Origin of the sequence: Halomonas sp. Y3, from assembly GCF_024137965.1 — a bacterium.
In the GTDB taxonomy this organism is placed as follows: domain Bacteria; phylum Pseudomonadota; class Gammaproteobacteria; order Pseudomonadales; family Halomonadaceae; genus Halomonas; species Halomonas mongoliensis.
Map to the genome: position 1 here is coordinate 14,278 of NZ_CP099975.1, position 20,555 is coordinate 34,832.

General features: G+C 71.0%; 17 protein-coding genes, 1 other RNA gene and 1 pseudogene. 10 read left to right on the forward strand and 9 right to left on the reverse strand.

The window, feature by feature from the left end; genetic code table 11:
- Positions 1-99 precede the first annotated feature (99 nt).
- Positions 100-882 (forward strand): glycosyltransferase family 2 protein, encoded by a 783-nt coding sequence (locus tag NHL60_RS00055; RefSeq protein ID WP_253447320.1) that lies wholly within the window; start codon positions 100-102, stop codon positions 880-882.
- On the opposite strand, the gene NHL60_RS00060 is transcribed toward NHL60_RS00055, so the two are convergent.
- Entirely contained in the window at positions 833-1,927 is a 1,095-nt protein-coding gene (locus tag NHL60_RS00060; RefSeq protein WP_253447322.1) for a glycosyltransferase family 9 protein, read from the reverse strand. The genes NHL60_RS00055 and NHL60_RS00060 overlap by 50 nt on opposite strands.
- A gap of 38 nt (positions 1,928-1,965) precedes the next feature.
- Between NHL60_RS00060 and NHL60_RS00065 the strand changes: the two genes are divergently transcribed.
- Positions 1,966-3,090: a glycosyltransferase family 4 protein gene (locus tag NHL60_RS00065; protein ID WP_253447325.1), complete on the forward strand. Its 1,125-nt coding sequence runs from the start codon at positions 1,966-1,968 to the stop codon at positions 3,088-3,090.
- A gap of 1 nt (position 3,091) precedes the next feature.
- Here the strand turns inward: NHL60_RS00065 and NHL60_RS00070 are convergent, their stop codons facing one another.
- Positions 3,092-3,802: a 3-deoxy-D-manno-octulosonic acid kinase gene (locus NHL60_RS00070; RefSeq protein WP_253447327.1), complete on the reverse strand. Its 711-nt coding sequence runs from the start codon at positions 3,800-3,802 to the stop codon at positions 3,092-3,094.
- Here NHL60_RS00070 and NHL60_RS00075 point away from each other — a divergent pair.
- From NHL60_RS00075 to waaA, 3 genes are read left to right on the forward strand one after another with little or no spacing between them, the layout of a single operon-like run.
- Complete coding sequence (locus tag NHL60_RS00075) at positions 3,801-4,904, forward strand: glycosyltransferase family 9 protein (RefSeq protein WP_253447330.1); 1,104 nt, start codon at positions 3,801-3,803, stop codon at positions 4,902-4,904. The genes NHL60_RS00070 and NHL60_RS00075 overlap by 2 nt on opposite strands.
- Positions 4,894-6,324: a bifunctional D-glycero-beta-D-manno-heptose-7-phosphate kinase/D-glycero-beta-D-manno-heptose 1-phosphate adenylyltransferase HldE gene (gene hldE / locus NHL60_RS00080; protein WP_253447333.1), complete on the forward strand. Its 1,431-nt coding sequence runs from the start codon at positions 4,894-4,896 to the stop codon at positions 6,322-6,324. The genes NHL60_RS00075 and hldE overlap by 11 nt, the downstream gene beginning before the upstream one ends.
- Positions 6,324-7,625, forward strand: a complete 1,302-nt coding sequence (gene waaA / locus NHL60_RS00085) for a lipid IV(A) 3-deoxy-D-manno-octulosonic acid transferase (RefSeq protein WP_253447335.1) — start codon at positions 6,324-6,326, stop codon at positions 7,623-7,625. Before hldE ends, waaA begins: the two co-directional genes overlap by 1 nt.
- A 23-nt stretch (positions 7,626-7,648) precedes the next feature.
- Here the strand turns inward: waaA and rpiA are convergent, their stop codons facing one another.
- Positions 7,649-8,323: a ribose-5-phosphate isomerase RpiA gene (rpiA, locus tag NHL60_RS00090; RefSeq protein WP_253452322.1), complete on the reverse strand. Its 675-nt coding sequence runs from the start codon at positions 8,321-8,323 to the stop codon at positions 7,649-7,651.
- A gap of 169 nt (positions 8,324-8,492) precedes the next feature.
- On the opposite strand from rpiA, the pseudogene ilvA reads away from it, so the two are divergent.
- A pseudogene (gene ilvA, locus NHL60_RS00095) lies at positions 8,493-10,031 on the forward strand (threonine ammonia-lyase, biosynthetic); the annotation flags it as partial.
- A 335-nt stretch (positions 10,032-10,366) separates the two neighbouring features.
- On the opposite strand, the gene NHL60_RS00100 reads toward ilvA, so the two are convergent.
- The 3 genes from NHL60_RS00100 to NHL60_RS00110 form a co-directional block, all read right to left on the reverse strand.
- Positions 10,367-11,011, reverse strand: coding sequence for a 5-formyltetrahydrofolate cyclo-ligase (locus NHL60_RS00100; protein ID WP_253447339.1), 645 nt, complete (start codon positions 11,009-11,011; stop codon positions 10,367-10,369).
- Between the two features lie 8 nt (positions 11,012-11,019).
- Positions 11,020-11,204: non-coding RNA, 6S RNA (ssrS, locus tag NHL60_RS00105), on the reverse strand.
- Between the two features lie 51 nt (positions 11,205-11,255).
- On the reverse strand, positions 11,256-11,555 hold the full coding sequence (locus NHL60_RS00110; RefSeq protein ID WP_253447341.1) for a cell division protein ZapA: 300 nt from the start codon (positions 11,553-11,555) through the stop codon (positions 11,256-11,258).
- 177 nt (positions 11,556-11,732) lie between these two features.
- On the opposite strand from NHL60_RS00110, the gene NHL60_RS00115 reads away from it, so the two are divergent.
- The 4 genes from NHL60_RS00115 (at position 11,733) to NHL60_RS00130 (ending at position 16,270) form a co-directional block, all read left to right on the forward strand.
- Positions 11,733-12,311 carry a UPF0149 family protein gene (locus NHL60_RS00115; protein ID WP_253447343.1) on the forward strand — a complete coding sequence of 193 codons (579 nt, stop codon included), beginning with the start codon at positions 11,733-11,735 and terminating at the stop codon, positions 12,309-12,311.
- 32 nt (positions 12,312-12,343) lie between these two features.
- Positions 12,344-13,681 (forward strand): Xaa-Pro aminopeptidase, encoded by a 1,338-nt coding sequence (gene pepP / locus NHL60_RS00120; RefSeq protein WP_253447345.1) that lies wholly within the window; start codon positions 12,344-12,346, stop codon positions 13,679-13,681.
- A gap of 68 nt (positions 13,682-13,749) precedes the next feature.
- Positions 13,750-14,979 carry a 2-octaprenyl-6-methoxyphenyl hydroxylase gene (gene ubiH, locus NHL60_RS00125; RefSeq protein ID WP_253447348.1) on the forward strand — a complete coding sequence of 410 codons (1,230 nt, stop codon included), beginning with the start codon at positions 13,750-13,752 and terminating at the stop codon, positions 14,977-14,979.
- Positions 14,980-15,016: 37 nt separating this feature from the next.
- Positions 15,017-16,270: a UbiH/UbiF/VisC/COQ6 family ubiquinone biosynthesis hydroxylase gene (locus NHL60_RS00130; RefSeq protein ID WP_253451915.1), complete on the forward strand. Its 1,254-nt coding sequence runs from the start codon at positions 15,017-15,019 to the stop codon at positions 16,268-16,270.
- Positions 16,271-16,288: 18 nt separating this feature from the next.
- Here NHL60_RS00130 and NHL60_RS00135 read toward each other — a convergent pair whose 3' ends face one another.
- The 3 genes from NHL60_RS00135 to gpmI all read right to left on the reverse strand — a co-directional run bounded on the left by NHL60_RS00135 (position 16,289) and on the right by gpmI (position 20,423).
- Positions 16,289-17,587 carry a S41 family peptidase gene (locus NHL60_RS00135; protein WP_301271081.1) on the reverse strand — a complete coding sequence of 433 codons (1,299 nt, stop codon included), beginning with the start codon at positions 17,585-17,587 and terminating at the stop codon, positions 16,289-16,291.
- Positions 17,588-17,661: 74 nt separating this feature from the next.
- Positions 17,662-18,822: a murein hydrolase activator EnvC gene (locus tag NHL60_RS00140; RefSeq protein WP_253447351.1), complete on the reverse strand. Its 1,161-nt coding sequence runs from the start codon at positions 18,820-18,822 to the stop codon at positions 17,662-17,664.
- A 14-nt stretch (positions 18,823-18,836) separates the two neighbouring features.
- A complete protein-coding gene (gpmI, locus tag NHL60_RS00145) occupies positions 18,837-20,423 on the reverse strand; it encodes a 2,3-bisphosphoglycerate-independent phosphoglycerate mutase (RefSeq protein ID WP_253447354.1) in 1,587 nt (528 codons plus the stop codon).
- Positions 20,424-20,555 lie beyond the last annotated feature (132 nt).

The window sequence follows — 20,555 nt, forward strand, 5'->3', positions numbered from 1 at the left end:
GGCCCAACAGCTTATCAAGTCGTGGCGTTCACGACATTGGTCCCGGCATGGCGGTCACCGTACACTGGGCGCCTGCCAAACCTCTGCCAAGGAAACGCCATGTCCATCGCCGCCGTGCTCATCGTCAAGAACGAGCAGGACCACCTGCCTGCCTGCCTGGAGACCCTCGACTGGGTCGACGAGATCGTGGTGGTGGACGCCGGCAGCAGCGACGGGACCCGTGAGATCGCCCGGGAATTTACCGACAAGGTGGCGGTGGAGGACGACTGGCAAGGGTTCGGGGTGCAGAGGCAGCGGGCGGAAGCCCTGGTGGAGAGCGACTGGATCCTGATGGTGGATGCCGACGAGCGGGTGACGCCGGCGCTGCGTGAGAGCCTGCAGGCCGCGGTGGCACAGGATAGCCCGGCGATCTACACCCTGCCGCGTCTCTCCTGGTGCTTCGGCGGCTTCATTCGCCACTCCGGCTGGTACCCCGACCGGGTGGCGCGCCTCTATCCCCGCGGCCGAGCCGGCTACAACGACGCCCTGGTCCACGAGAAGCTGGAAAACCCCGAGGAGCTGCCGGTGCGGCCTCTCGAGGGCGATCTGCTGCACTACACCTACCGCGACCTGCGCCACTACCTCGAGAAGTCGGCCCACTATGCCCAGGCCTGGGCCGAGCAGCGGGCGGCACGTGGCAAGCGCGGCAGCCTCGCCGCGGGCATCGGCCACGGTATCGGCTGCTTCCTGCGCATGTACCTGCTCAAGGCGGGCTTCCTCGATGGTCGTCAGGGGCTGCTGCTGGCGCTGCTCTCGGCCCACTCCACCTTCGCCAAGTACGCCGACCTCTGGGTCAGGACCCGGACGTCACCGCCGCCGGAAGGCGGCACAAGAGATCGCTGACCGCCTCGGCCGCCGCGGGAATGTCGATGGTTGCCATGTCCTGCTCGCCGGCATCCGCGGGCGGGCAGAAGGCGAGGCGGCGCTCGGCGTGGTTGCAGGTCTGCCAGCGCAGGGGGGTGGCGGAGCGGTGGGCCGGGTAGAAGCCGGCGGTGGCGATATCCAGACAGCCGGCGATATGCAGCGGTCCGGTGGAGCCTGCAATGAAGAGGTCCGCCGCCGCCAGCGTCCGGGCGAAGTCATCCAGGCCGGCCCGCGGCGGCAGGCGCTGCGCCTCGAGGCCGGCTTCGCGCAGCGGTGCCAGGATCGCCTCGGCGGTGGCCTCCTCGCCGGGACCGGCGGTCAGCACCCACTGGGCGCGTCTCTCCATCGGCAGGCGGGCATCCACCTCCTGCACCAGCCGCACATACTGCGCGGGGGAGAGGTTGACCGCCGAGCCGCCGCTGCCTCCGTGGAGGAACACCCAGGACCGCGCCGGGTCGAGGCCGAGCTCCTCGGCGAGGCGCCGGCGCTGGGCCCGGCGCTCGCCTTCCGGGAGGGGCCACCAGGGCGGCTCGGGCTCGATATCCGGTGTCAGGTCGAGCTCGCTCAGGAGCGCCTCGGCCAGCTCGATGTTGTAGCGGTACTCCGGCTTTTCCGAGCGCGACCTGCGCTGCACCACCCTTCGGTTGTAGAATAGCTGCGCCCACTTGGTGGCCGGGGCCAAGCGCAGCGGAATGCCCGCACGCCACCCCAGCCAGCCGATACGCGGCGTGGAGAAGAGCGTGAGCAGCGCATCGAAGCGTGCCGCCTTCACCTCGGCCAGCAGCCGGCGCTGCTCGGCGCGGGAGGCGCCATCGCCCGGGTCGAGCAGCACCTCGTCGACCCAGGGGCAGAGGCGCGCCATGGGCGCCGTATAGGCCGGTACCAGCACGCTCACCCGGGGGGCAGGGCTTGCCGCCTTGAGGCGGGCCAGGGCCGGCCAGGCGAGCATGAAGTCGCCGAGCTTGTCATTGCGAACCACCAGCAGGCGCGGCGCGGCGCCCCGGGCGGTGGAAGTTGCAGTCATCCGGGCTCCCGAGCCCCGAGATACCGAAGGAGTCAGCCTTGTCGCACAAGGTCCTGCATATCTGTCTCTCCAGCGGCTGGGGCGGACTGGAAATGTATCCGTCTCGGATTATACCCGAGCTGGCCCGCCAGGGGTGGCAGGCCCACGGCCTGGCCCTGGCCGGCTCCCGGGTCGCCGAGAGCTTCCGCGAGGCCGGCGTCGAGCCGCTGACCCTGGCCTCGAAGGGGCGGGCGCTGCTGGCGGCAGGGCGCGTGCTGGCCTATCTGAAGGCACACGGGATCGAGGTGATCCACTGCCACAAGTCCAGCGACCTGCGCCTGGGGGCGCTGCTGGCGACCCTGCGGCCATCGCTGCGCCTCTTCTTCACCGACCATATGGGGGTGACACGCCCCAAGAAGGACCCCTACCACCGCTGGGCCTACGGCAAGGTTACCCGGCTCTTCTCCATCAGCGAGGCGACCCGGCAGCGCAACCTGGCGGCCTTCCCGCTGCCCGCCGAGCGCATCCGGCGTCTCTACCTGGGCATCGACCCCGCTCCCTATGCGCCCTGTCTCGACGAAGAGGCGCGCCTTGCGCTGCGCCATGAGCTGGGCGTGCCCGAGGGCGCCGTGGCCATTGGCCTGCCCGGCCGGTTGACGCCGGGCAAGGGCCAGGAGGTGTGGGTCGAGGCGCTGGCTCGCCTGGCCGAGGCTCGGCCCGAGCTTGCCTGGCACGGTGTGCTGATCGGCGGCCTCACGGCACAGGAGGGCAGCGACGAGGCCCATGTGGCGGCGCTGCGCAAGCGTATCGAGGCGCTGGGTCTCGAGGCGCGTATCGCCTTCACCGGCTTTCGCCGCGACCTGGCGCGCCTCTTCGAGGCCCTCGACGTCGTCTGCGTCCCTTCGCGCAACGAGGCCTTCGGCCTGACGGTGATCGAGGCCATGGCCGCCGGCAGGGCGGTGATCGGCAGCGACAGCGGGGCCATTCCCGAACTTCTCGATGTCGAGACGGGACGCCTGGCGCCCCCCGAGGAAGCGGCGGCCTGGGCAGAGGCGCTGGCCGAGCTGGCCGGCGACGCCGAGCTGCGCCGCCGCCTGGGGCAGGCGGCTCGGCGCCGCGTCGAGAAGGACTTTACCCTGGCGGCCCATGTGGCCAGCCTGGTCGAGGAGTACGCTGCGTCCTGAGCTAGCCGCTTCCGTAGCCGCGCCGTATGGAGGCCATGGCATCAGCGGCGCCGAACTTCACCAGGGAGCGCTCGAGGCGGGCCAGGTTGGCGGCCTGCCAGCTGCCCCGCGGGCGCAGGCGGCAGCGGTCCAGGTCGATCAGCCACACCGCGCCATGTTCATCCACCAGCAGGTTGCGGGCGTTGAGATCCACGTGGTCGAGGCCGGCGTCGTGGAAGCGGCGGATGGTGGTGCCGACGCGCCTCAGCAGGTCGTCGTCGGCTTTGTCGGTTTCCAGCCGGCTGGCCAGGGCCCGGGCGCCGGGAATGCGCTCGGTGATCAGGGCGGCCTCGTAGGTGAGGCCGTGGCGGGTGACGGCGGCGGCCACCGGGGTGGGCACCGGCAGGCCGCGCTGGTGGAGGTCGGCGGTGAGGCGCAGCTCCCGGAAGGCGCGGGTGCGCTCCAGGCCGGTCCAGAGGTAGCGCCTGGCGCTGAGCCGGGCGATGAGGCCGCCCCGGCGGTAGGGACGCAGCACCCACTCGCGGCCGGCGCGGGGGTCCAGGAAGAGGCTCGCGCCGCGGCCGGGGGCCTCGCCGGTGACGCGGCCCCGGGCCCGCCATCCTTCGGGGTCGAAGAGCGATGGTTCGGGGGCGACGGCCCCCTCGGCGTCACATAAACGCGCCGCATCATATAGAATGAAAACCTTTCCCGCTCGATATGTTGCCAACCCCATGAAGCATCCTCTGCCTGCACAACCTCGGCACATCGGCGTGCTGCGACTCTCCGCCCTGGGCGATGTCTGCAACCTGGTACCGACGGTTCGCGCCCTGCAGCGCCAGTGGCCCGAGGCGCGCATCACCTGGATCATCGGCAAGGGCGAGCACAGTCTACTGGCGGGCCTCTCCGGGGTCGAGTTCGTGGTCTACGACAAGGCCTCGGGCCTCGCCGGCATGCGCGCGCTGTGGCGCGAGCTGGCCGATACCCGCTTCGACGTGCTGCTGCACATGCAGCAGGCGCTGCGTGCCAGCGCGCTCTCCCTGGGCCTCAAGGCCGAGGTGAGGGTGGGCTTCGACAAGGCCCGGGCCAAGGATGCCCAGCACTGGTTCACCCACCGCCAGCTGGCGCCCCATCCCCGGGCACACGTGCTGGACTCCTTTATGGATTTTGCCCGGCTGCTGGGGGTCGAGGACCTCTCCCCGGCCTGGGACCTGCCGGTGCCCGAGGCGGCCTATGACGAGGCCCGGGCGCTCACCCACGATGCCCCCTACCTGCTGATGAGCCCCTGCGCCAACCCGCGGCTGCGCAACTTCCGCAACTGGTCCGCCGAGGGCTATGCGGCGGTGATCCAGCACGCCTGGCAGCAGCACGGCCTGGCCACGCTGCTGACCGGCGGCGGCAGCACCCAGGAGCGGGAGATGGGCGAGCGGATCCAGTCACTGTGCGAGCCCGGCTCGGTGATCGACGCCATCGGCGGTACCTCGCTGAAGGGGCTGCTGGCGCTGATCGACCGGGCCCGGGCCGTCATCGCTCCGGACTCCGGGCCGGTGCACATGGCCAACGCCCTGGGCACCCCGGTGGTGGGGCTCTATGCCACCACCAACCCCGACCGCGCCGCCCCCTACTGCTGGCGCGACTTCGTGGTCAATCGCTACCCCGATGCCGTACGCACCTACCTGCACAAGGCCCCGGAGGAGATCTCCTGGGGACAGCGGGTGCGCCACCCCGACGCCATGTCGCTGATCCACGCCGAAGATGTGATCGAGCGCCTGGAGGCGGTGCTCGATCACGCCGCCGCTACTCACCCGGAAAGAGAGCTTCCCGACGATGAAACTTGATCTGACCGCCCTGGAACGCTCACGCCTGCTGGTGGTGGGCGACGTCATGCTCGATCGCTACTGGCACGGCGGTACCTCGCGGATCTCCCCGGAGGCGCCGGTGCCGGTGGTACGGGTGGAGGAGAGCGAGGACCGCCCCGGCGGCGCCGCCAACGTGGCGCTCAATATCGCCTCCCTGGGCGCCCATGCGTCCCTGGCGGGTCTGGTGGGAGACGACGACAACGCCGACCGCCTGGTGTCTCGTCTGGAGGATGCCGGAGTGGGCACTCACTTCGCCCGCAGCCCAGGGATTCCGACCATTACCAAGCTCAGGGTGATGAGCCGTAACCAGCAGCTGATCCGCCTCGACTTCGAGGAGGGGCTCGGCGAGGTGGACACCTCGGGCCTGCTGGCGGAGGTGGAGGCGGCCCTGCCCGAGGCGGATCTCGTCATCCTCTCCGACTACGGCAAGGGCACCCTGAACCGGATCGGGGAGCTGATCCGTCTGGTGCGCGCCAGCGGCAAGCGGGTGCTGGTGGACCCCAAGGGCAGCGACTTCCGCCGCTACCGCGGGGCCAGCGTGATCACCCCCAACCTGGCCGAGTTCGAGGCGGTGGTGGGCCACTGCCGCGACGACGCCGAGCTGGCCGAGCGCGGCGAGGCGCTGCGCGTCGAGCTTGCGCTCGAGGCGCTCTTGATCACCCGCAGCGAGAAGGGCATGACCCTGATCCGCGAGGGCCACGAGCCGCTGCACCTGCCGACCCGGGCTCGGGAGGTCTACGACGTCACCGGTGCCGGCGATACCGTGATCGGCGTGCTGGGCCTGGCCCTGGCCGCCGGCCACGCCTTCCCCGAGGCGATGACCCTGGCCAACCTGGCCGCCGGCCTGGTGGTGGCCAAGCAGGGCACCGCGACTCTCTCCATCGCCGAGCTCTACACCGCCCTGCAGGGCGACAAGCTGGCCGAATTCGGGGTGATCGAGGAGGCGCCGCTGATCGAGGCGGTGCGCGCCGCCCAGGCCCGGGGCGAGCGGGTGGTGATGACCAACGGCTGCTTCGACATCCTGCACGCCGGCCACGTGGCCTACCTGGAGCAGGCGCGCCGGCTCGGCGACCGGCTGATCGTGGCGGTCAACGACGACGCCTCCATCGGCCGCCTCAAGGGGCCCAAGCGTCCCATCAACCCTCTGGCGCGGCGTATGCAGGTGCTGGCCGGCCTCGGCGCCGTGGACTGGGTGGTGCCCTTCGCCGAGGATACCCCCCAGCGGCTGATCGAGGCGGTGCTGCCCGATGTCCTGGTCAAGGGCGGCGACTACCGCCCCGAGCAGATCGCCGGCGGTGAGGCGGTGCGCCAGGCCGGCGGCGAGGTGAAGGTGCTCGGCTTCGAGGATGGCGTCTCCACCACGGCGATGATCTCCACCATCCTCGACCGTGAGGCCTGATGGGCTGGGCCCGGGGGCTCTACTCGACGGCGCTGTTCGCTCTGTCACCGCTGATCTGGCGGCGCATCCGCCGTGAGCATGCGCTCACTGACGCCCGCGGGGAGGGCGGCGAGAGTCCCCGGGCCCTGCGCCTGGGGCGCATTCCCCGGACGCCCCCCGGCGAGCCCATGCTGTGGCTGCACTGCGCCTCCGTGGGTGAGGTGCTGGCGGCCCGGCCGCTGATCGAGGCGCTGCTCGAGCGCTACCCCGAGCACCGCCTTACGCTGACCACCATGACCGCCACCGGCGCCGAGCGTGCCCGGGCCCTGGCGGCATCCCGAGGCGACGAGCGCCTCGTCCACCGCTTCATCCCCCTGGACTTTCCCGCCGCCGCGGCGCGCTTCGTCTCGCGGCTGCGCCCGGGGCTGGCGCTCTTCTTCGAGACCGAGCTGTGGCCCAACCTGCTGCATGCCTGCCGCCGGCAGGGGGTGCCGGTGGCGGTGGTCAACGGCCGGCTCTCCCCCCGGGCCTTCCGCGGCTATCGCCGCCTGCGCCCCCTGATGGGCGAGGCGCTGGCCTGCGTCGACTGGCTGGCCGCCAAGTCGAGTGACGACGCGCAGCGCTTTCGCGAGCTGGGCATGGTCGAGGCGCGCATGACGGTGGTGGGCTCGCTGAAGTTCGATATCGCCATCGATGACAAGGCGCTCGAGGTGAGTGAGCGCTTGCGTACTCGCCTGGGAGAGCGGCCGGTGTGGGTGGCCGGCTCCACCCACGAGGGCGAGGAGGCGGCGCTGCTGGTCGCCCACGCCCGGCTGCGGGAGCGCTGCCCTGACGCCATGCTGGTACTGGTGCCGCGGCATCCCCAGCGCTTCGATGCCGTGGCGGCGCTCTGCGCTCAGGCGGGCATGCCGGCGGCGCGCCGCTCCCTGGATGAGTGGCCCACGCCCGACACGGCGGTCTACCTGGGGGATACCATGGGGGAGCTGCTGGCGCTCTATGGCGCGGGGGATCTCGCCTTCGTGGGGGGCAGCCTGGTGCCGATCGGCGGCCACAACCTGCTGGAGCCGGCCGCCCTCGGCGTGCCGGTGCTCACCGGCCCCGAGCTTGCCAACTTCGAGGAGGTGGCCGAGACGCTGCGCGAGGCCGATGCCCTGGTGGAGGCGGCCGACGAGGCGGCGCTGGCCGCCTCCCTGGCGGCGCTCTTCGCCGACCCCGCCGAGCGGCGCCGGCTCGGCGAGGCGGGCCACGCCGTGGTGGCGGCCAACCGCGGGTCGCTTGAGCGTACCCTGGAGGGCCTGGCGCGGCTGCTGCCGCCGAAGTGAGCAGTCACTTCGGCGGGTCGGGATCAGGCGGGGGTCAGCCGCTCCACGCCCTGCTCGCCGCCCAGCAGCAGCACGTCGGCACCCCGGGCGGCAAAGAGGCCGTTGGTGACCACGCCGACGATGGCGTTGATGCGCGCTTCCATGGCCACCGGGTCGTCGATCATGAAGTCGAAGCAGTCGAGGATCTGGTTGCCGTTGTCGGTCACCACCCCTTCGCGGTAGACCGGATCGGCGCCGAGCTTGACCAGCTCCCGAGCCACATAGGAGCGTGCCATGGGAATGACCTCCACCGGCAGCGGAAACTCGCCCAGCCGCTCGACCTTCTTGGAGGCGTCGGCGATGCAGATGAACCGCTCCGCGCAGGCGGCGACGATCTTCTCCCGGGTCAGGGCCGCGCCGCCGCCCTTGATCATGTGAAGGTGAGCGTTCACTTCGTCGGCGCCGTCGATATAGAAGGGCACGGTGCCCACGCTGTTGAGCTCGAAGACCTCGATACCGTGGCCGCGCAGGCGCTCGGCGCTGGCCTCTGAGCTCGCCACGGCCCCCTTGAAGTCGTCGCGCAGGGCGGCCAGCCGGTCGATGAAGAGGTTGGCGGTGGAGCCGGTGCCGATGCCGAGCACGGTGCCACGCTCGAGCCAGGGCTTGATCTCGTCGATGGCGGCCGCGGCCACGGCGTCCTTCAGCTGATCCTGGGTCAGGCTGGCCTGGGTCATGGTTCGTTCTCCGGTGGGGGGGATGGGTGGGCAAGAGGTCGGGCGCCATTATAGGACAGCGAGGCCCGCCTGCCGATGGCGCCGCTGGACGCCAGGCCGGCCGGGATGCTACCAATAGGGGTTCTCTGCAGCGCAGCAATCGGCTGCCTCCGCCGCGTCACGCCTCTGGGATATCAGGATGCTCGAAGCTACCGTCAAGAAGATTCTCCAGGCCCGGGTCTACGAAGCCGCCCGGGAAACGCCGATTTCTCCGGCGCCCTTCCTCTCCCGCCGCTTCAACAACACCATCCTGATCAAGCGCGAAGATCTTCAGCCGGTCTACTCCTTCAAGATTCGCGGGGCCTACAACAAGATGGCCCAGCTCAGCGAGGCCCAGAAGGCCAAGGGCGTGATCGCCGCCTCCGCCGGCAACCACGCCCAGGGCCTGGCCATGGCGGCCAGGCAGATGGGCGTCAAGGCGGTGATCGTGATGCCGCGCATCACCCCGGAGATCAAGGTGGCGGCGGTGCGCGCCCGGGGCGCCAGGGTGGTGCTCAAGGGGGACGCCTTTGCCGCGGCCGCCGAGCATGCCCAGGAGCTGATCAAGGAGCACGGCTACACCTATATCCCCCCCTTCGACGACATCGACGTGATCGCCGGCCAGGGCACGGTGGCCATGGAGATCCTGCGCCAGCACGGCGGTCGGCTGGACGCCATCTTCGTGCCGGTGGGCGGCGGCGGCCTGATCGCCGGGGTGGCGGCCTATGTGAAGTACCTGCGCCCGGACATCAAGGTGATCGGCGTCGAGGCCGAGGATAGCGCCTGCCTCAAGGCGGCCATGGCGGCCGGGCGGCGGGTCACCCTGGAGCAGGTCGGCGTCTTCGCCGAGGGGGTGGCGGTGGCGCAGATCGGCAAGGTGCCCTTCTCCATCGTCCGCGACCTGATCGACGACGTCATCACCGTCAATACCGACGAGATGTGCGCCGCGGTGAAGGATATCTTCGATGATACCCGGGCGGTCTCCGAGACCTCCGGGGCGCTCTCCCTGGCCGGCCTCAAGAAGTACATCCAGCAGACCGGCGCCGAGGGGCAGACCCTGCTCTGCATCAACTCCGGGGCCAACACCAACTTCGACCGCCTGCAGCATATCGCCGAGCGCACCGAGCTCGGCGAGCAGCGCGAGGCGATCCTGGCGGTGACCATTCCCGAGAAGCCCGGCAGCTTCAAGAAGTTCTGTCGCACCATCGGCAAGCGGATGGTCACCGAGTTCAACTACCGCTACGCGGACCCCGAGAACGCCCATATCTTCGTCGGTGTCCAGGTCAAGCCCGGCGGCGAGGATCGCCAGGGAGTGATCGACCGGCTGCGGGAGGCGGGCTATCCGGTGGAGGACCTCACCGACAACGAGCTGGCCAAGCTGCATATCCGCCACCTGGGCGGCGGCCGGCCCAAGGCGCAGTTCGACGAGGAGGTCTACCGCTTCGAGTTCCCCGAGCGCCCCGGGGCGCTGATGAACTTCCTGACCCACCTGCCCCACGACTGGAACATCTCGCTGTTCCACTACCGCAACCACGGGGCCGCCTACGGCCGGGTGCTGGTGGGCATGCAGGTGCCGGGCGGCGATCGCTCCCACGTGGAGGAGTACTTCGACGAGATCGGCTATCGCTACTGGAAGGAGACGGACAACGCCGCCTATCGGCTCTTCATGGCCTGACCCGGTGTGCCGGCGGGGGTAAGCGCTGACTCCCGCTGCAGGCCTTGCCCCGCCAGTGTTTCAAAGGGTAAGCGTTGAGCGGAAGCGGTTGTCGTGACTGGCCAATCGCCCTATAGTCCTGCCCAGTCCTGTTCCCTGTGGCATTCCCTACGGAGTCGATAATGAAGCGCAAGCCCGATCTGGTCATGGCACTGGTGCTGCTGTTCTGTGTCGGCGTGGTAGCGACCGGCTATGCCCAGGCGCTGGCCGGCAGCTGAGAGAGAAGCTGAACGCCCTGGCGTCATGACCCGAGAGCCTGCCATTCCACGGGGCGATGCCATCCGGCATCGCCCCGTTCACGTTTGGACGATGCGAGCGTCGCTGGCGATGGCATCCAGCGGCACGTCCCAGGGGGCGACAGGCAGCCGCTCGACCCGCTGACACTCGTGGGCCAGGCCGATCAGCCGCGGTCGGGGGCCCGGCCGGCGAGTGAAGGCCAGGGTGCGGTCGTAGAAGCCCCCCCCCATGCCCATGCGGTTGCCATCGTCGTCGAAGCCCACCAGGGGCAACAGGATCAGGTCCAGGGCCCAGGCGGGTAGCCGCCTGGCGCGATGGGCGCCGTGACGGGTCTCGGGCTCGGGGATGCCGTAGCGGTTATTCACCATGGGGGTGGCGGTGTGGTAGTGCACGAACCACAGCCAGTTGCGCGAGAGCGGGCGCAGCACCGGGAGGTGCACGCGAGCCCGGCGGCGTTGGAACCAGCCGATCAGCGGGGAGGGATCGATCTCGCCATCGTTGGGCAGGTAGAGCGCCACGCGGCGGGCACGGCGTACTTCGGGCAGCGCCTTCAGTCGTCGACAGAGGCGCTCGCTGGCCTCACGGCGCTGTCGGGGCGTCAGCTCGCGTCTGCGCCTGCGTAGTTCGCGGCGAAGCTCGCGACGTGAACCGTCGAAGGTATCGAGGGAGAGGGGTGCGGCAGCTGTCGTCATGACGTTGAGCATGGCAGACGAGGTTCCCCAGAGTGCCGCTGTCGTTCTGGCCCTTGAACCCAGTGGTTCAAGGTGGGTGGCCGCAGCCGAACCGTCAGGCTTTCCGACGCGCGGACATGCACACGGGTCCGGCTAGCATATGGCCCCCTGGGTACTGCGCATAGGCTCGAGGGACTATAACGACTGGCAAACACCCCAGGGAACATCTTCATCCTAACAGAGCCTCGCGGGCGGGCCAATGAATTCCGGGGCGGCGTCAGCGCTGGGGGGCATCGGCCAGGGCGCGCTCCAGGCGTGCGCTGAGCTCGTCCAGACTGCGCTCTCCGGCACGCTGGGCATCCAGCGCCTCGAGCAGCTCGTGGGTGATGTTGAGGGCCGCCATGATGGCGATACGCTCGGTGCCCAGCAGCTTGCTCTGGGCCTGGATACCGCTCATGGCGCGATCCAGATAGCGGGCCGCGCGCTCAAGCTTGGCCTGCTGGTCGGGTTCGCAGGCGATCACATAGCTGCGTCCCAGCAGGGTGATGTCGGTGGTCGGACGCGAGGCGTCGGTCATCGAAGGGCTCCGAGTCGGCCTGTGGAGAGCGCTGCCGCGCGCCCCGGTGGCCCGATGCGTTAACATCCATGGCAGGAAAGGTCTTGGACCTCACTATAAGAGAGCCCTTCCGGGGCGGTCAACGCGCCGCTCCCTTCCCGGGGCTCTGCCATGCCCGCTGCCAGTACGGATCTTCCCATGTCACTGATCAACGAACGCCAGGATTTCTCGACCATTGCCGACCTCTTTCTGCTGCATGGCAGCATGCAGTCGCCGGCCTTCCTCGACGGGCGGCTCTGCGCCGGCCTGGCCATGCAGGACCTCTCTGCCGAGGCCTGGCTGGAGGAGGTGTGCCTGGCGCTGGGGGTCGAACAGCCCCGCGACGAGCCCTCCGCCGAACGCTTCCTGGGCTGGCGCCGCCAGACCCTGGATGCGCTCGCCGCCAGCGAGCTGGGCTTCGAGCCCCTGCTCCCCGATGACCTCTTCTCCCTGGCCGAGCGCGCCCAGGGGCTCAAGGAGTGGACGCTCGGCTTCATGGAGGTGATCCAGGACGCCGGTGACGCGCCGCGCAAGGCCTGGTCGCCGGCGCTGCGGGAGGCGGTGGAGGACCTCGAGGGTATCGCCGCCATGGAGACCGACCTGGAGGAGAGCGCCGAGAACGAAGGGGACCTCTTCGCCCTCACCGAGCATGTGCGCATGGCCGCCATGCTGCTCTACACCGAGCAGCACCCCGGCAGGCCCCAGGTCGAGAACGCCGAGAGCGGTACCCGCCACTGATCCTTGCTTCGAGCCCAGCCAGAGGAGCCTGCATGCTGCCCGAGATCCTGACCCGCCCCGTCCCCATCGCCAACGAGGAGTACCGTGCCCGGCGTCGCGCCCTGATGGACGCCCTGCCCGCCGACAGCGCCGTGCTGCTGCCCGGCGCCTCCCTGGTCACCCGCTCCCGCGACAGCGAGTTTCCCTTCCGCCAGGACAGCGACTTCCACTACCTGAGCGGCTTTCCCGAGCCCGACGCCCTGCTGCTGCTGCTGCCGGGGCGCGCGGAGGGCGAGTGCGTGCTCTTCTGCCAGGACCGCAATCCGCTGATGGAGGCCTGGACCGGCATTCGCCTGGGGGCCGAGGGGGCGGTGCGCGAGCATGGCGTGGACCAGGCCTTCGAGAACGCCGAGCGTGACGAGCGCCTGGAGGCGCTGCTGGACGGCCGGCACACCCTCTACCTGCCCCTGGACAGTGCCGAGGCGATGGCCATCGCCGAGGAGGTGCGCGGTGCCTTGATGGCCAGGGTGCGCCAGGGGGCCAGGCCCCCGGAGGCGCTGGCCGATCTGCTCCCCTTGATTCACGAGGCGCGGCTGATCAAGAGCGAGGCGGAGCTGGCCCTGCTGCGCCATGCCGCCGAGATCTCCGCCAGGGCTCATAGGCGGGCCATGCGGGCGGCGCGGCCCGGGCTCGCCGAGTATCACCTCCAGGCGGAGCTGGAGCACGAGTTCCGCTGGCAGGGCGGCAGTGGCGCCGCCTACGCCAGCATCGTCGGTGGCGGCGCCAACGCCTGTGTGCTGCACTACATCGAGAACCAGGCCCCCCTGGCGGACGGCGACCTGGTGCTGATCGACGCCGGCGCCGAGTTCGACCTCTATGCCGGCGACATCACCCGCACCTTCCCGGTCAACGGCCGCTTCAGCGAGGCCCAGCGGGCCCTCTATGAGCTGGTGCTGAGGGTGCAGGAGCAGGCCGTGGCGGCGATCCGCCCCGGGGTGACCCTGGTCAGACTCCATGAGGGCGTGGTGCGCGGCCTCACCGAGGGGCTGATCGAGCTGGGGCTGCTCGAGGGCGAGGTGCAGGCGCGTATCGACGACGAGAGCTACCGGCGCTTCTACCTCCACTCCACCTCCCACTGGCTGGGGCTTGATGTCCACGACGTCGGCGCCTATCGGCAGGGCGGTGAGCCGCGTCCCCTGGTGCCAGGCATGGTGCTGACCGTGGAGCCTGGCCTCTACGTTCCCGCCGATGACGACATTCCCGAAGCCTTCCGCGGTATTGGCATCCGCATCGAGGACGATGTGGCGGTCACTGCCGGCGGCCATGAGGTGCTGACGACCGGCGTCCCCAAGCGGGTGAGCGAGATCGAAGCGCTGATGGCGAGGAAATGACCCGGCATGAAGAGCGGTGAGTTTGCATTATGTAAATTACATTATGATTCCTTCGTGGCGGAGATGAGATGAACAGAACCGACAAGCACCCGAGTAGCGCCCCCGCCAGCGTGGATATCGCCATCGTCGGCGGCGGGCTGGTGGGTGCCAGCCTGGCCTGCGCCCTGGCTCCGCTAATCGAGCAGGGGGCACTCTCGGTGGCGGTGATCGAGGCCACGCCGATCCTGGAGCTGGCGAGTGCGCCCTTCCAGCCCAGCTTCGATGCCCGGGCCAGCGCCATCGCGCGAGGCTCGGCGGAGCACTTCACCGCCATGGAGCTCTGGTCCGCCATGGCCGAGCAGGCGGCGCCGATTCGCACCATCCACGTCAGCGAGCGGGGGCGCTTCGGCGCCACCCGGCTGACCGGCGAGGAGCTGGGCGTCGAGGCCCTGGGCCATGTGATTCCCAACGCCTGGATGGGGAAGGTGCTCCATCGGCGTCTGGCCGGTCTGCCCATCGCCTGGCACTGCCCGGCCAGGGTCGAGACCATCGCGCCGGTGACGGGCGGGCACCGGCTGAGGCTCTCCGACGGCGGTGAGCTCGAGGCGGGGCTGACGGTGCTGGCGGACGGCGGCCGCTCGGGCCTCAAGGAGCGGCTCGGCATCGCCAGCGACAGCCAGCCCTATGACCAGGTGGCGCTGATCGCCAGCGTGGAGATGAGCCGGCCCCATGGGGGCGTGGCCTGGGAGCGCTTTACCCCAGAGGGGCCCATCGCCCTGCTGCCCCTGGCCGGCAACGCCATGGAGCTGGTCTGGACCCATCCGCTGGGCGCCGAGCAGCGTCGGCTGGCGCTCTCGGACGGCGACTTCCTGGCCGAGCTGCAGCGCGCCTTCGGCGACCGCGCCGGCCGCTTTCGTCGGGTGGGCAGCCGCCACGCCTACCCGCTGAGCCTGGTCACCGCCCGTGAGACCACGCGTCCCGGGCTCGCCGTGCTGGGCAACGCCGCCCACGCCCTGCATCCGGTGGCGGGCCAGGGCTTCAACCTGGCGCTGCGCGGCGTCATGGACCTGGTGGCGGCCCTGGAAACGGGTCGGGAGCGGGGCGAGGCGCCGGGCAGCCCGGCGCTGCTGGCCGACTTCGAGGCGCGGCGCCAGGCCGACCGCCACAACGTGATCCGCTTCAGCGATGGCCTGGTGCGGCTGTTCGGCATCGACAGCGCCCTGCTCTCCCATGCCCGGGCGGCAGGGCTGATCGGTCTCAACCTGGCGGGTCCGCTGCGACGTGGGCTGGCGCGCCGCGCCATGGGCCTGGAACGCTAGAGGAGAAGGCATGAGTGGAGCAGAGGAGGCGCCCCGGATGAGCACGGGAGCCGAGAAGCGCGGCGAGGCACATGCCGAGGTGGTGATCGTCGGCGCGGGGATGGTGGGCGCCGCCCTGGCCTGCCTGCTGGGCGAGGCGGGGGTCGAGGTGGCCCTGGTGGATGCCCGGGAGGCCCTGCTGGACCCCGAGGCGGTGGGGCGCGGCCAGCCCGCCATGCGGGTCAGCGCCCTGACGCCGGTCTCCCAGCGCCTGCTGGAGAGGCTGGGCGCCTGGGAGTGGATGGCGGCGCGGCGGGTGAGCCCCTACCGCCATATGCAGGTGTGGGACGCCGAGGGCAGCGGGGAGGTGAGCTTCTCCGCGGACCAGGCCGGGGTGCCGATCCTGGGCCATATCGTCGAGAACGACGTGACCCTGGCGGCTCTGGAGCGGCGCCTGAGGGCGCTGCCCTCGGTGCAGCTGGTGCTGGGCGGCCGGGTGGCCGGTCTCGAGGCCGCCGAGGGGGAGGCGCGGCGGGTGCGCCTGGCGGATGGCCGCTGCCTGGTGGCTCCCCTGGTGGTGGCCGCCGACGGCGCCCGCTCGCCGCTGCGTGAGCTTGCCGGCATCGAGACCCGGGAGCGCGACACCGGGCACAGGGCCGTGGTGACCACGGTCAGGGTGGCGCGCGCCCATGGCGAGGTGGCCCGTCAGGCCTTCCTGCCTACCGGCCCGCTCGCCTTCCTGCCGCTCTGCCTGGAGGGGGAGTCCCATTACTGCTCCATCGTCTGGTCCACCTCACCGGAGGAGGCCGAGCGGCTTCAGGGGCTCTCGCCCGAGGCCCTGGGGCAGGCGCTGGCCGCGGCCATCGACCACCGCCTGGGCGAGGTGACGGTGGTGGAGCGCACCGTCGCCTTCCCGCTGGTGCAGCGACACGCGGAGCGCTATGTGCTGCCGGGGCTGGCGCTGGTGGGGGATGCCGCCCACAGCATCCATCCCCTGGCGGGCCAGGGGGTGAATCTGGGGCTCATGGATGCGGCGGTGCTGGCCGAGGAGCTGCTGGCGGCGCGCCGCCGCGGGGTGGGGCTGGGCAACGAGCGCTGGCTGGGTCGCTATGCCCGGCGGCGTCGCGCCGACAACGCCGGGATGCTGGCGCTGATGGACGGCTTTCGCCTGCTCTTCGGGGCGCGCCACCCGGCCCTGGCCCTGGCCCGCAACCTGGGCATGAGCGGCGTGGATCGGCTCACGCCCGTGAAGCGCCTGCTGCTGCAGCAGGCGACCGGGCATCGAGGCCGCCTGCCGCTGTCGTGCCGGTAAGGGCCGGGCGGAGCCGGCCTAGCGCCGGCTCAGCACGTTGAGCGCCTTGAGCAGGTTGAGGGCCTCGCCCAGCTGGTAGTCCTCGCGCAGGCGCTCGCTGAGCTCGGCGCGCTCCCGCGGCGCCTCCCGGGAGCGCAGGTGCCCCTCGAGGTCCGCCTCGCGCACCTGGCGTCCGCTCTCGGTCACCTCCACCCGGCCGCGCACCACCTCCACGTCGGGCTCGATGCCCTGAGCCTGGATGGAGCGGCCGTTGGGGGTGTAGTAGAGCGCCGTGGTGAGCTTGAGCCCCTCGCCGTTGCCCAGCGGCATGATCTGCTGCACCGAGCCCTTGCCGAAGCTCTCGGTGCCCATCACCACCGCCCGGCGCTGGTCCTGGAGGGCGCCGGCGACGATCTCCGCCGCCGAGGCGCTGCCGCCGTTGATCAGCACCACCAGAGGCACCTCCGGTGCGGCAGTGTCTCTGCCGGCGCTGAACTGCATCTCGGTGTCCGCCAGGCGCCCCTCGGTATAGACGATCAGGCCGCTCTCCAGGAAGGCGTCGGCCACGCCCACGGCCGCCTGCAGCACGCCGCCCGGGTTGTTGCGCAGGTCCAGCACCAGCCCGTTCAGGCTGCCGTCGCGCTCCAGGCGGCGGATATGCTCGCTGACCTGGTCGGCGGTGCGGCTCTGGAACTGGCTGACCCTCAGGTAGCCGTAGCCCGGCTCCAGCAGCTCGCTGCGCACGCTCTCGGTGCGGATCACCTCCCGGGTCAGGGTGACGCTGCGCGGGGCGCTCTCGCCGCGGCGCTGAATGGTCAGCTCGATGCGGCTGCCCGGTTCGCCGCGCATCAGGTTGACCGCCTCCTGCAGCGAGAGGCTCTCGGTGGGGGTGTCGTCGATGCGCAGGATCAGGTCCCGGGCCTGTAGGCCGGCCCGGGAGGCGGGGGTGTCGTCGATGGGGCTGATCACCGTCAGCTGGCCATCCTCCAGCCCCACCTCGATGCCGATACCGCCGAACTCGCCCTGGGTGGATTCGCGCAGGCTCTGAAACTCCTCGCGGTCCAGGTAGGCGGAGTGGGGGTCGAGCTCGCTGAGCATGCCGCGCATGGCGTTGCGCAGCAGGGTGGCATCGTCCACTTCCTCCACGTAGGCGCGCTTGATGCGCTCGAAGACCTCGGCGAAGGTCTGGATCTCCTCCACCGGCAGGTCGTTGGCCGCGGGCGTGGCCATGGCGGGCAGGGGCAGCGCCAGCAGGGCGATGGGCAGCAGCGAGGCCAGCAGGCGACGCGGCGACCGGGCGAGGCGGGCCCTGCCAGGCAGGGGAAGCGCTGGGGTCATGCGATCTCCGCAGTTCCGGGACGACGAGGGTCCAGCATAGCCCGGTCACGGCGGGCAGGGAAATAGCCGGGCCCTCAGCGGGCGGCGATCCACCCCTGGGGGTCGATGGGGTTGCCGTCCCGGCGCACCTCGAAGTAGAGCGCGGGGCGGCTGTGGCCGCCGCTGGCCCCCACCGCTCCCAGCACCTCGCCCCGGGAGACCGCCTGGCCGGGCTGGACGGAAAAGTGCTGCAGGTGGGCGTGCAGGGTCATCACCTGGTCGCCGTGGTCGATGATCAGCAGGTTGCCGAAGCCGCGCATCCAGTCGGCGAAGACCACCCGGCCGGCGTGGACGGCCTTGACCGGGGTGCCTTCGCCCGCCTGGATCAGGATGCCGTTGCGGTGCACGCCGTCGCCGGCCCGGAAGCGCGAGGCGATGCTGCCCTGTACCGGCCAGGGCAGATCCCCCCGGGTCTGGGCGATGGCGGTGGAGGGGGGCGGGCGCTGCAGGCGTGCCAGCTCCTCCTGCACCTGGCGCAGTACCCGTTCGGCGTGGGCGCGATCCTGCTCCAGCTCCACCAGGCGTGCCTGCTCGGTGGCGTAGCGGCCGTCGAGCTCGGCGACCAGGGCGCTGCGCTCCTGCATCTGGCGGGCCAGGTCGCTGGAGCGGCTGGCGAGCTCCGCGGCCAGGGCGTCCAGGCGCTCGCCGCGCCGGTCGAGCTCGCGGCGGTTGTCGCCGAGGGCGCTATCCAGGCGCGCCAGCTCATCGAGCCGCGCGTTGCGGGCTCGGGAGAGCTGGTTGAGGTAGTGCTGCAGGCGGTCGAGGCGGGCGGGATCGTCCTGGTTGAGCAGCAGCTTGAGCTGGGGGCTCGTGCCGAGGCGGTAGAGGGCGTCGAGCTGGACGTTCAGCGCCTCGACCTGGTCGGCGCGCTCCGCTTCCAGCAGGTCGCGACGCCGCTCCAGGGTGACGACCTCCTCGGCCAGCTCGCTGCGCTCGGCCTGGAGCTCGTCGAGGCGGCGGTGGGTCTCGCCCAGCGCGGTCTCGACCCGGCGCAGCTCGCGGCTGGCGTCGGCCTGGGCGTCCCGAGTGGAAGAGAGGCGCCGGGTGACGCCCTGGATCTCCTCGCCGATGGCATCCAGGCGCTCCCGGGCCGCCCGCTCGCTGGGCTGGGCGGCCAGGGGCGCGGCCAGGCAGAGCGCCAGCAGCGCCACCGTGAGCCGGCCTGCCCGTCGGGGCAGGCGGTGCGGGCTGGCCATGGGGCCGGCCTGGGTCAGGAGGCCGCGTCGAAGTCGACCAGCACCCGGCCGGTCATCTCCTCGGGCACCGGCTGGTCCATCATGGCCAGCAGGGTGGGGGCGATGTCGCAGAGGCTGCCGTCCTCCAGCAGGCGCGCCGGGCGCTGGCCCACGTAGATCAGCGGCACCTCGAAGGTAGTGTGGGCGGTCTGGGGGTTGCCGGTCTCGGGGTTGACCATCTGCTCGGCGTTGCCGTGGTCGGCGGTGACCAGGCAGGCGCCGCCGGCCTTCTCGATCGCCGCCACCACGCGGCCCACGCAGCTGTCGACGGCCTCGATGGCCTTCACCGCGGCGTCGAAGTCGCCGGTGTGGCCGACCATGTCGCCGTTGGCGTAGTTGCAGACGATCAGGTCGTGCTCCCCGGACTCGATGGCCGCCACCAGCTTGTCGGTGACCTCGACGGCGCTCATCTCCGGCTTCTCATCGTAGGTCTTCACGTCCTGGGGCGAGGGCACCAGCACCCGGGTCTCGCCCTGATACTCCGCCTCCCGGCCGCCGGAGAAGAAGAAGGTGACGTGGGCGTACTTCTCGGTCTCGGCGATGCGCAGCTGGGTCAGGCCACGCTGCTCCATCACCTCGCCCAGGGTGTTGGTCAGCTCGTTGGGCGGGAAGGCGGCCGGGGCCGGGATATCGGCGGCGTACTGGGTCAGCATCACCAGGCCGTCGCCGGCAAGGCGAGGGCAGACGCGGCGCTGGAAGCCGCTGAAGGCGTCTTCCACGAAGGCCCGAGTCAGCTCCCGGGCGCGGTCGGCGCGGAAGTTCATGAAGATGGCGGCGTCGCCCTCTTCCACGACCACCGGGGTGCCGGTGGGGCGTACGCTGGTGGCGGCCACGAACTCGTCGGTCTCGCCGCGCTCGTAGGCGCTGCGCAGCCCCTCCTCGGCGCTTACCGCCTCGAACTCGCCCACCCCCTCGGTGAGCAGGCGATAGGCCTTCTCGACGCGCTCCCAGCGGTTGTCGCGATCCATGGCGTAGTAGCGGCCGATGATGGAGGCGACGAAGCCGTTGTCGGCGCCGACCAGCTCGGAGAGGCGCTCGTTGGCGCGCTCGATGGAGGCCAGGGCGCTCTTGGGCGGCATGTCGCGGCCGTCCAGGAAGCCGTGGACATAGATGCGCCGGGCGCCGCGGCGGGCGGCCAGCTCGGCCATGGCGATGAAGTGCTCCTCATGGCTGTGCACCCCGCCCGGGGAGAGCAGGCCCAGCAGGTGCACCGCGCGGCCCTCGGCCACGGCGGCATCGATGGGCGCGGTCAGGGCGGCGATGGTGTCCAGGTCGCCGTCCTCGATCGCCTTGGTGATGCGGGTGAAGTCCTGGTACACCACGCGGCCGGCGCCGAGGTTCATGTGGCCGACCTCGGAGTTGCCCATCTGGCCGTCGGGCAGCCCCACGTGGCGGCCGTCGGTGTGGATCAGGGTGGCCGGATGCTCGCGGTGGAGGCGGTCCATCACCGGGGTGCGGGCGGCCAGCACGGCGTTGTGGGCCGAGTCCGGGTTGTGGCCGTAGCCGTCGAGGATGATCAGGGCAACGGGGCGCGGTGTCCGGGGGCTGGCGGAATTCGTCATGGGGCTGTCCTCGAGGAGTGATGGCGACACCTTCACGCCCTGAACGGCTCGCGGCACAGGCGCAGGGCCCGGCGCAGCCGGCTCGGCAGGCGAGGCAAGGGCGGGGTCGCGGCAGATGGCGGATTGCGGCAT

Excerpts from the sequence above, each read along its gene's own strand:
- NHL60_RS00055 (WP_253447320.1), top strand. The coding sequence starts at position 100 with ATGTCCATCGCCGCCGTGCTCATCGTCAAGAACGAGCAGGACCACCTG.
- NHL60_RS00060 (WP_253447322.1), bottom strand. The coding sequence starts at position 1,927 with ATGACTGCAACTTCCACCGCCCGGGGCGCCGCGCCGCGCCTGCTGGTG.
- NHL60_RS00075 (WP_253447330.1), top strand. The coding sequence starts at position 3,801 with ATGAAGCATCCTCTGCCTGCACAACCTCGGCACATCGGCGTGCTGCGA.
- NHL60_RS00070 (WP_253447327.1), bottom strand. The coding sequence starts at position 3,802 with ATGGGGTTGGCAACATATCGAGCGGGAAAGGTTTTCATTCTATATGAT.
- hldE (WP_253447333.1), top strand. The coding sequence starts at position 4,894 with ATGAAACTTGATCTGACCGCCCTGGAACGCTCACGCCTGCTGGTGGTG.
- waaA (WP_253447335.1), top strand. The coding sequence starts at position 6,324 with ATGGGCTGGGCCCGGGGGCTCTACTCGACGGCGCTGTTCGCTCTGTCA.
- NHL60_RS00100 (WP_253447339.1), bottom strand. The coding sequence starts at position 11,011 with ATGCTCAACGTCATGACGACAGCTGCCGCACCCCTCTCCCTCGATACC.
- NHL60_RS00110 (WP_253447341.1), bottom strand. The coding sequence starts at position 11,555 with ATGACCGACGCCTCGCGTCCGACCACCGACATCACCCTGCTGGGACGC.
- NHL60_RS00115 (WP_253447343.1), top strand. The coding sequence starts at position 11,733 with ATGTCACTGATCAACGAACGCCAGGATTTCTCGACCATTGCCGACCTC.
- pepP (WP_253447345.1), top strand. The coding sequence starts at position 12,344 with ATGCTGCCCGAGATCCTGACCCGCCCCGTCCCCATCGCCAACGAGGAG.
- ubiH (WP_253447348.1), top strand. The coding sequence starts at position 13,750 with ATGAACAGAACCGACAAGCACCCGAGTAGCGCCCCCGCCAGCGTGGAT.
- NHL60_RS00130 (WP_253451915.1), top strand. The coding sequence starts at position 15,017 with ATGAGCACGGGAGCCGAGAAGCGCGGCGAGGCACATGCCGAGGTGGTG.
- NHL60_RS00135 (WP_301271081.1), bottom strand. The coding sequence starts at position 17,587 with ATGACCCCAGCGCTTCCCCTGCCTGGCAGGGCCCGCCTCGCCCGGTCG.
- NHL60_RS00140 (WP_253447351.1), bottom strand. The coding sequence starts at position 18,822 with ATGGCCAGCCCGCACCGCCTGCCCCGACGGGCAGGCCGGCTCACGGTG.
- gpmI (WP_253447354.1), bottom strand. The coding sequence starts at position 20,423 with ATGACGAATTCCGCCAGCCCCCGGACACCGCGCCCCGTTGCCCTGATC.